14 protein-coding genes are annotated in these 7,187 nt (G+C 46.0%); 13 read left to right on the top strand and 1 reads right to left on the bottom strand.

What is annotated here, in order from left to right:
- From BR02_RS0112555 to BR02_RS0112495, 12 genes are all read left to right on the top strand, one after another.
- Positions 1-681: terminase TerL endonuclease subunit (locus BR02_RS0112555; protein WP_034639534.1), on the top strand; the 681-nt coding region annotated here is incomplete at its 5' end.
- Positions 682-1,896, top strand: coding sequence for a phage portal protein (locus BR02_RS0112550; protein WP_031517619.1), 1,215 nt, complete (start codon positions 682-684; stop codon positions 1,894-1,896).
- Positions 1,880-2,467, top strand: a complete 588-nt coding sequence (locus BR02_RS0112545) for an HK97 family phage prohead protease (protein WP_031517617.1) — start codon at positions 1,880-1,882, stop codon at positions 2,465-2,467. Before BR02_RS0112550 ends, BR02_RS0112545 begins: the two co-directional genes overlap by 17 nt.
- On the top strand, positions 2,452-3,711 hold the full coding sequence (locus BR02_RS0112540) for a phage major capsid protein (protein ID WP_031517615.1): 1,260 nt from the start codon (positions 2,452-2,454) through the stop codon (positions 3,709-3,711). The genes BR02_RS0112545 and BR02_RS0112540 overlap by 16 nt, the downstream gene beginning before the upstream one ends.
- A gap of 14 nt (positions 3,712-3,725) precedes the next feature.
- Positions 3,726-3,875 (top strand): hypothetical protein, encoded by a 150-nt coding sequence (locus tag BR02_RS15515; protein ID WP_157834977.1) that lies wholly within the window; start codon positions 3,726-3,728, stop codon positions 3,873-3,875.
- Positions 3,866-4,144 (top strand): hypothetical protein, encoded by a 279-nt coding sequence (locus BR02_RS0112530; protein ID WP_031517612.1) that lies wholly within the window; start codon positions 3,866-3,868, stop codon positions 4,142-4,144. The genes BR02_RS15515 and BR02_RS0112530 overlap by 10 nt, the downstream gene beginning before the upstream one ends.
- Positions 4,141-4,473: a phage head closure protein gene (locus tag BR02_RS0112525; protein ID WP_031517593.1), complete on the top strand. Its 333-nt coding sequence runs from the start codon at positions 4,141-4,143 to the stop codon at positions 4,471-4,473. Before BR02_RS0112530 ends, BR02_RS0112525 begins: the two co-directional genes overlap by 4 nt.
- 188 nt (positions 4,474-4,661) lie before the next feature.
- Positions 4,662-5,048, top strand: a complete 387-nt coding sequence (locus tag BR02_RS0112515) for an HK97 gp10 family phage protein (RefSeq protein WP_031517597.1) — start codon at positions 4,662-4,664, stop codon at positions 5,046-5,048.
- 3 nt (positions 5,049-5,051) lie between these two features.
- On the top strand, positions 5,052-5,399 hold the full coding sequence (locus tag BR02_RS0112510) for a hypothetical protein (RefSeq protein ID WP_031517599.1): 348 nt from the start codon (positions 5,052-5,054) through the stop codon (positions 5,397-5,399).
- Positions 5,400-5,401: 2 nt separating this feature from the next.
- The gene (locus BR02_RS0112505) at positions 5,402-5,941 is read left to right on the top strand and encodes a hypothetical protein (protein WP_031517601.1); all 540 of its coding nucleotides are present in this window, start codon (positions 5,402-5,404) and stop codon (positions 5,939-5,941) included.
- Positions 5,942-5,944: 3 nt separating this feature from the next.
- Positions 5,945-6,280: a hypothetical protein gene (locus BR02_RS0112500; protein WP_031517603.1), complete on the top strand. Its 336-nt coding sequence runs from the start codon at positions 5,945-5,947 to the stop codon at positions 6,278-6,280.
- A 32-nt stretch (positions 6,281-6,312) separates the two neighbouring features.
- A complete protein-coding gene (locus BR02_RS0112495) occupies positions 6,313-6,510 on the top strand; it encodes a hypothetical protein (protein ID WP_238442475.1) in 198 nt (65 codons plus the stop codon).
- A gap of 12 nt (positions 6,511-6,522) precedes the next feature.
- Here BR02_RS0112495 and BR02_RS0112490 read toward each other — a convergent pair whose 3' ends face one another.
- Positions 6,523-6,798, bottom strand: coding sequence for a hypothetical protein (locus tag BR02_RS0112490; protein WP_031517607.1), 276 nt, complete (start codon positions 6,796-6,798; stop codon positions 6,523-6,525).
- Positions 6,799-6,858: 60 nt separating this feature from the next.
- Between BR02_RS0112490 and BR02_RS0112485 the strand changes: the two genes are divergently transcribed.
- Positions 6,859-7,143: a hypothetical protein gene (locus tag BR02_RS0112485; protein ID WP_031517608.1), complete on the top strand. Its 285-nt coding sequence runs from the start codon at positions 6,859-6,861 to the stop codon at positions 7,141-7,143.
- Positions 7,144-7,187: the final 44 nt, after the last annotated feature.

Below are 7,187 nucleotides of genomic sequence, written 5' to 3'. Positions count from 1 at the left end.
GAGGAGTTCCGAGCCAGTGACCGCAAATACAACTGGACTTTGGATGAATTAGCGAAGCTCCCAATCGAGTGGTATGGTGGGGCAGACCTTGCTAAATTACATGACCTGACCGCGGCTGCTCTGTATGGAACGTATGATGATGTTGATGTTGTAATAACTCACGCGTTTTTCCCAATTGTAGCAGCGCATACTAAAGCGGAAGAGGACAATATCCCACTCTTTGGCTGGCAGGATGACGGTTGGCTCACTATGACCAATTCTCCTGTTACCGACCACCAGACCGTTGTAAAGTGGTTCATGGGTATGCGCAAGAAGGGTTTTAACATCAAGCAAGTTGGTTTTGACCGCAAATTTGGGCGAGAGTTTTTCTTGGAGATGAAGAAGGCAAGGTTTCGGATAGAGGATACACCGCAGCTTTACCACCTTAAGTCTGAAGGTTTCCGGCACATTGAGAAAAAGGTTAAAGCAGGCAAGTTTTATTATTTGCATAGCGACGCTTATGAGTATTGCGTCCAGAACGTCCGAGCGATTGAGCAGGTTGACGATGCTGTCAAATATGAAAAAGTGCTACCTACACAGAGGATTGACTTGTTCGATGCCTCTGTTTTTGCTTGTATGCAGAAATTAAAAAACCTGGCTAAATCAGGGACGGCTAGTAAGTGGCTGAAAGGTGGTGAATAGATGGGATTGTTAGACTGGTTTAGATCAAGCAAGAGAAAGACGAGAGCTGAGCCAAAAGCAGCTTTGGAATGGTTTCTCATTCACGATTCTTATGACACTTTGGCAATTCCGGGCTATACTCGACTATCGGACAACCCAGAAGTAAGAATGGCGGTTCACCGGATAGCTGATCTGATCTCATCCATGACAATCTATTTGATGCAAAACACCGATGACGGGGACATAAGAATTCGGAATGAGTTGTCTCGGAAAATTGACGTCAATCCGTATAGACTAATGACCAGGAAGGCGTGGATGTACTGGGTAGTTTACACCATGCTGTTAGAGGGCCAAGGCAACAGCTTAATTTACCCTAAGCTAACAACTGATGGGCTAATTGATGAACTGATACCTTTGCAACCGTCTAAAGTCAGCTTTATTGCAACTGATGATGGCTACCAAGTAAGATATGGTGGCCAGCTATACGGCCATGATGAAGTTCTGCACTTCGTAATTAATCCTGACCCCGAAGAGCCCTGGAGAGGTAGGGGCTACCGGGTAGTGCTTAAGGATATTGTTAACAACCTCAAGCAGGCCACTGCAACAAAAAAGAGCTTTATGTCTGGCAAGTACATGCCTTCGCTTATCGTGAAGGTGGACAGTTTGACGGCTGAACTCGCAAGCGAGGAAGGCCGGGAAGGAGTCTATCAGAAATATCTTGAATCCAGCGAGGCAGGGAGACCCTGGATTATCCCAGCGGAACTGCTGGAAGTGGAGCAGGTTAAGCCGTTGTCTTTGAAAGACATCGCTATAAACGAAGCAGTGGAGATAGATAAACGCACAGTAGCTGGCATCTTTGGAGTGCCGGCCTTTTTTCTTGGAGTTGGGAAGTACAACAAGGACGAATATAACAACTTTATCAATTCAACAATTTTGCCATTGGCAAAGGGGATTGAGCAGGAATTAACCAGGAAACTGCTTTATAGCCCTGATCTGTATTTCAAGTTTAACCCCCGTTCTCTGTATGCTTACGATCTAAAAGAATTGGCTGACGTAGGCAGTAACATGTACGTCCGGGGAATCATGACCGGGAATGAGGTTAGGGATTGGCTTGGTATGTCTCCCAAAGAAGGGCTATCAGAGCTAGTCATTTTAGAAAACTATATCCCGCGGGGGATGATAGGAGACCAAAAGAAACTGATTCAGGGAGGTGAGGGTGATGGACAGGAAGATTAGGCAGAGCCGGAGTCTTCAGACAAAACTAAAGACACGAGCAGAGCCCGATAGCCAAGAGATGTATATTGAGGGTTATTTTGCAGTATTTGGCCGAGAGACGGAGCTTTGGCCGGGCGCATTTGAAGAAATCGCACCGGAGGCCTTTGATGAAACATTGAGTAACGATATTAGAGCTTTGATTAATCACGATACGACCTTGGTTTTAGGGCGCACGAAAGCAAACACCTTGGAACTAAAAACAGATAACTATGGCCTATGGGGCCGAGTGAAAATCAACACAAATGACACAGACGCGGTAAACCTTTATGAGCGTGTGAAACGTGGAGACGTAGACCAGTGTTCGTTTGGGTTTAATATTCTCGAGGAAATAACTGATTGGAGAGACGATGGGACCGTAAAGTGGACCATCACAAAAATAGACCTTCATGAGGTTTCAGTGTGCACCTTCCCGGCCTACGAGGATACCGGAATACAGGCAAGAAAAGCAGAGGTTGACCAGCACCGGAAACGACAGCTGGAGCAAAAGAAAAAACAATTAAGGGAGAGGGTTAAAAAATGCTTAAGCAGTTGATGATTTCCAAAAAAATTGAGCAGCGCAAAGCTGTGTTAGCAGAGCTGGAGGAACAGGAAAGGGGATTAGAAACCAGGGCTGAACAAATAGAAGCAGCGCTGGCAGAGGCTCAAACCGATGAGGAGCTTGCAGCGGTCGAGGAAGAAGTGAACAAGATTGAGGCCGAAAAGGAAGAGCTTAAGCAAAAGAAAGCTAGCCTTGAGGCAGAAATTGCGGAGTTGGAGGGCGAGCTTGAGCAGCTCAACAGCAAGGCGCCGACCAACACCAACAAGGAAAGGAATGATAAAAAGATGACCGAAAAGAGAGCAAAACAAGAATACTTCACCCGAGAAGTGGAGGACTTTTATAACGAACTCCGGACTAGGCTCCAAGCTAGAGCCAATGGACAAGTCTTGCCTCCTGGGGAAGCTGGAGCAGAGCTGATTATTCCGGACATTGTTGTAAACCGAATCCGTGAGCGGATTGGTGATTACACTACTTTATATCCGCTGGTAGACAAAATCACTGCTGGCGGCAGAGTGAAGCTGATTTTGGATGTTGATACTGGAGAAGCCACCTGGGTAGAACAACGGGCAGCAATTCCTGAGGAAGATGATTCCCGCCTGACCGCTGTAGAGTTCGACGGCTTCAAAGTGGGCCGGATTGTCTACATCGACAATAGCCTGCTTGAGGACAGTGTTATCAACTTGGACGACTATCTAACCAAGCGGATTGCACGTTCCATTGCAAAGGCGCTGGACAAGGCCATTCTTTTAGGAGAGGGGTCGACCAACAAACAGCCGGAGGGCATCATTCCACAAATTCCTGCAGAGAACCAAGTTTCTGCTTCTGCAGAGTATGAGGCGCTGATTCCTTTGCTGGGGATGATTGATACCGGCGAAGATGCGACTGGTGAAATTGTTTGCGTTGTGCACCGCCAAACCTATTACAGCAAACTTGCCAACTTAACCTTGCACGTCGACGCTGCCGGGAAAGACGTTGTCGTGTTGCCTAACTTACAACAACCCAACTTCTTAGGCTTAAGAGTGGTGTTCAGCAACTACATGCCCAAGGATAAGCTGCTTTTCGGCGTGTTCGACAAATACACCCTGGTGGAAAGGGAAGGCACTCGCATTGATATGTCCGGGCATTACAAATTCCGTGAAGACCAGACCGCAGTACGAGGCATTGGCAGGTATGACGGCAAGCCAGTAATGCCTAAAGCCTTTGTGTTGGTTGACTTGGTGGATGAAACGGGGGAATAAATGGGGCATTAAGCATGTCCGCTCCGGTAATACCTGATCTGGAGGCGATGACCAAGGCCCAACTGCTTACCTTTGCAGATGCCCATGGTATTACCGGGCTTAATGACCGGATGCTTAAAGCGGACATAATCGCCACAATAAAGGAGGCGATGGGATGGATATAACTCTTGCTACCAATCTAGTTAAAGAGCGGTTAGGGATACGGACAAACGTCCGGGATACCTATTTAACCACCATTACAGAAAGTGTAATTAAAGAGCTTGAAGACGAGAAGGGGTTGGTACTGGATGGTGCCAACCCTTACCATTTAATGTTTGTGGTGGACTACGCCACTTGGCGGTACCAGTCCCGGGATAGCGACAAGGCCATGCCCCGGCACCTGCAATTTAGGCTGCACAATCTAATCATCCATACCGGGGGTGGTGGCCAGTGACCTATGACCACGAACTAACCCTAATTAGCCACACATGGGAGGAAAACGAGATTGGGGTGCAGATACCAGTTGAAACCAAAACAACGGTACTGTGTGGCCTAAAATCTATTTCCCGGGATGAATTTTACAGCGCTGCCGTAACCGGACTAAAACCAGCAATGGTATTTGTAATCCACGAGTATGAATACAATGGGGAACGAGAAGTGGAGTTTGAAGGCGCCCGGTATAAAGTGATAAGGACTTACCGGGGTGGTATGGCCCGGCAAGGGTCTAGGTTGGCCTTTGATGAAATGGAGTTGACTTGCGAAAGGGTGTCTACTGATGGCTAAATTACCGAGATATATGGAGCTGAAACCTGTACCTAACGGCCTCAAACCGTCACTTACCTACAAACTTACTATAAAACGGTGGGGCGTCCCTATTATCATTTACAAGTGTCTGAAAAAGTGTGAGCTTAAATGGTATATGTGGCTACTGTATCCTTATGTGTGTTTTAAGGTGTTAAGGGGTTATGGTGATGGCTAGCAATATTAAAATTGATAATCTTGCCGCAGAGATCACTCTGGCGGTGAAGGAATATACCGAAGATGTTAGTGCCGCTGTTGAAAAAGAACTTAGCACCACCTCGAACGCCGTGTTAAAGGAAGTCAAGGCCACCTCACCCGTAGAAACCGGGGAATACAAAAAAGGCTGGACTCGAAAAAAAGAAACAACTTTGGGCGGCGAGATTAAATATGTTATCCACAATAAAACCAAAGGGCCAATAGCACACCTATTGGAATTTGGCCATGCCAAGGTTGGTGGTGGCCGGGTGGAGGCGATCCCTCACATACGCCCGGCTTACGACAAACATGTTCCCGATATGGAGGAACGGATCAAGCGGATCATTAGGAATGGGGGTTAGGCCATGACACAAACAGAACTATACCAGGCATTAAAAGCACTCGGTATGCCGGTTGCCTATAGCGAGTTCAAGGTGGGCCCTGGGAACCCGGCACCAGAGCCCCCGTTTATTACTTACCATGTGGCGGATGCCAGCGCCTATGGTTCCGACGATAGAAACGAGATAAAGCGCACCGGGTACCTGATTGAGTTGTACACAATCCATAAAGACCCGGCAAGCCAGCAGTTAGTTGAATCCATGTTGGATGCTAAAGGTATCCCATACCAGGTTTATGAAACGCCCATCGAATCTGAAAACCTGTATCAAGCGGCCTACCATATCGAATTTACAACTAAAATTAGGAGGGGTTAAGTATGAGCGACACTCAAAAAATTGTATTAGGTAGCGGTAAATTATACATTATGGAATTTACCGGAGAAATGCCGGAAAATAACGTAATTGAGACTGAAGAAAACCGCCTCGGCCACATTAAAGGCGGGGCTAGTCTGGAATACACACCAACTTTCTACGAGGCTAAAGACGACCTGGGGCAAGTATCTAAAAAAGTGTTGACTGAGGAAGAAGCGGTTTTAAAATCTGGCATAATGACCTGGAACCTAAATAAACTAAAGACGCTATGCAGCACCGGCCGGGTTACCGAGGACGAGGGTATTAGGACATTAAAAATCGGCGGAGCTGGTAATTACGATGGTAGGAAATACGTTGTCCGTTTTTTACATGAGGATGCGGCAGATGGTGACTTACGAGTAACTGTTGTAGGTAGTAACGAGGCCGGCTTTACTATCGCATTTACTAAAGACGCAGAAACAGTCATTAACGCGGAATTTAAAGCACAACCAGCTGATAAAGATGGGACTTTGATCATCTTGGAAGAAGAGATAGAAGGGGTGTAGCCGGTGTTAGATTTTCAGAAACGGGAAAAGAAATACTTTGAGTTAAAACTACATGATGGGACACCACTTAGTTTGCCAACACCAACCCTGAAGCTGATGGGGAGGCTGGAAGCAACCAAGAATGTTGATGGTATGGATTTTCAGGAGGTGTCCACACTGGTTAGGGATGTACTAGACACAAACAGGCAAGGTGTTAAAATCACTGATGCCTGTATACAGAAATTTGATTTTGAAGATATGTTGGATCTATTGATAGGGTACGTGGAATTTACAAGGGGTGTGCTGGCTGACCCAAACTTAAAATCCCTCATTACCCAAGCCAAGGTGATGAGGGAGTAAAATATGTTATCCACTCACTCGACTCTAAAATAGTGAGTGATTACGCCCGGATTAGTTTTCTTGACTTAGAGGATATAAGAGTGGACGACTTCCGGGCCTTGCTCCGGGATGCGTTTATTTACCGGCTAGAGCAAAGCGAAAGCGGTCGGGAGTATCTTGAAAAATGCTGGATATTGGAACAGACAACACCGGATCGGAAAAGATTGAGAGAAAAATTTGGTCAAAAATAAAAGAAGGGGTCGCTATACCCCTTCTTTATGCTTCGTTTTGTGTGGAAATTTCCATGCTTTTTTACAGTCTTGGCACTGCAGCATGTTTTTCAGAAATGGTGAGGCAAACATAAACCCTATACCAAGTAAAATGCCGGCAACGCCTACTGGCGGGACAAGTAATATTAGCCAAATACTAACACCTAACAACGCGAAACCTAGTAAAAAAAAGAAACAACCGCCTTGGGCATTAACCTTTTTCGAACCACACCTGGGGCACGGCTCCCACATTTCCACTTTTTTAGACATTATCCAACTCCTTCCTTTTGCTTACTTTACAATAGTATAACATAAAAGGCGGTGCAATAAATGCTGAAATTAAAATGCGATAAAGGTTGTAAAGAAGAATTTACATTAATAGAACCGGGCACCGATATTGTTTACGACGACATATTAAAAACTTATTTTTGTTGCCCACATTGCGGCCAAGAGTATGTTTCGCACTACACTAATACTGGTATCCGGGAACTGCAGGACACGGTGAGGGTGTTACAGGAAGGTCCAAAAAGAAATAAACGCAAAACAAAGCGTATGATACAAGACTTACAGGCGAGAATCAAGGTGGGCATGGACAGATTGAGAGAGGAAATATAAAACGCATCCTAAGCGGGTGCGTTTTTGTTGTATAAAGGCAGGTG

It is taken from the genome of Desulfofalx alkaliphila DSM 12257 (assembly GCF_000711975.1).
Classification (GTDB): domain Bacteria; phylum Bacillota; class Desulfotomaculia; order Desulfotomaculales; family Desulfohalotomaculaceae; genus Desulfofalx; species Desulfofalx alkaliphila.
The sequence above is the reverse complement of the archived record's forward strand: the minus strand, read 5'-3'. Positions and strand labels throughout refer to the sequence as shown.

Excerpts from the sequence above, each read along its gene's own strand:
- BR02_RS0112540 (WP_031517615.1), top strand. The coding sequence starts at position 2,452 with ATGCTTAAGCAGTTGATGATTTCCAAAAAAATTGAGCAGCGCAAAGCT.
- BR02_RS0112550 (WP_031517619.1), top strand. The coding sequence starts at position 682 with ATGGGATTGTTAGACTGGTTTAGATCAAGCAAGAGAAAGACGAGAGCT.
- BR02_RS0112510 (WP_031517599.1), top strand. The coding sequence starts at position 5,052 with ATGACACAAACAGAACTATACCAGGCATTAAAAGCACTCGGTATGCCG.
- BR02_RS0112515 (WP_031517597.1), top strand. The coding sequence starts at position 4,662 with ATGGCTAGCAATATTAAAATTGATAATCTTGCCGCAGAGATCACTCTG.
- BR02_RS0112545 (WP_031517617.1), top strand. The coding sequence starts at position 1,880 with ATGGACAGGAAGATTAGGCAGAGCCGGAGTCTTCAGACAAAACTAAAG.
- BR02_RS0112485 (WP_031517608.1), top strand. The coding sequence starts at position 6,859 with ATGCTGAAATTAAAATGCGATAAAGGTTGTAAAGAAGAATTTACATTA.
- BR02_RS0112505 (WP_031517601.1), top strand. The coding sequence starts at position 5,402 with ATGAGCGACACTCAAAAAATTGTATTAGGTAGCGGTAAATTATACATT.
- BR02_RS0112490 (WP_031517607.1), bottom strand. The coding sequence starts at position 6,798 with ATGTCTAAAAAAGTGGAAATGTGGGAGCCGTGCCCCAGGTGTGGTTCG.
- BR02_RS15515 (WP_157834977.1), top strand. The coding sequence starts at position 3,726 with ATGTCCGCTCCGGTAATACCTGATCTGGAGGCGATGACCAAGGCCCAA.
- BR02_RS0112530 (WP_031517612.1), top strand. The coding sequence starts at position 3,866 with ATGGATATAACTCTTGCTACCAATCTAGTTAAAGAGCGGTTAGGGATA.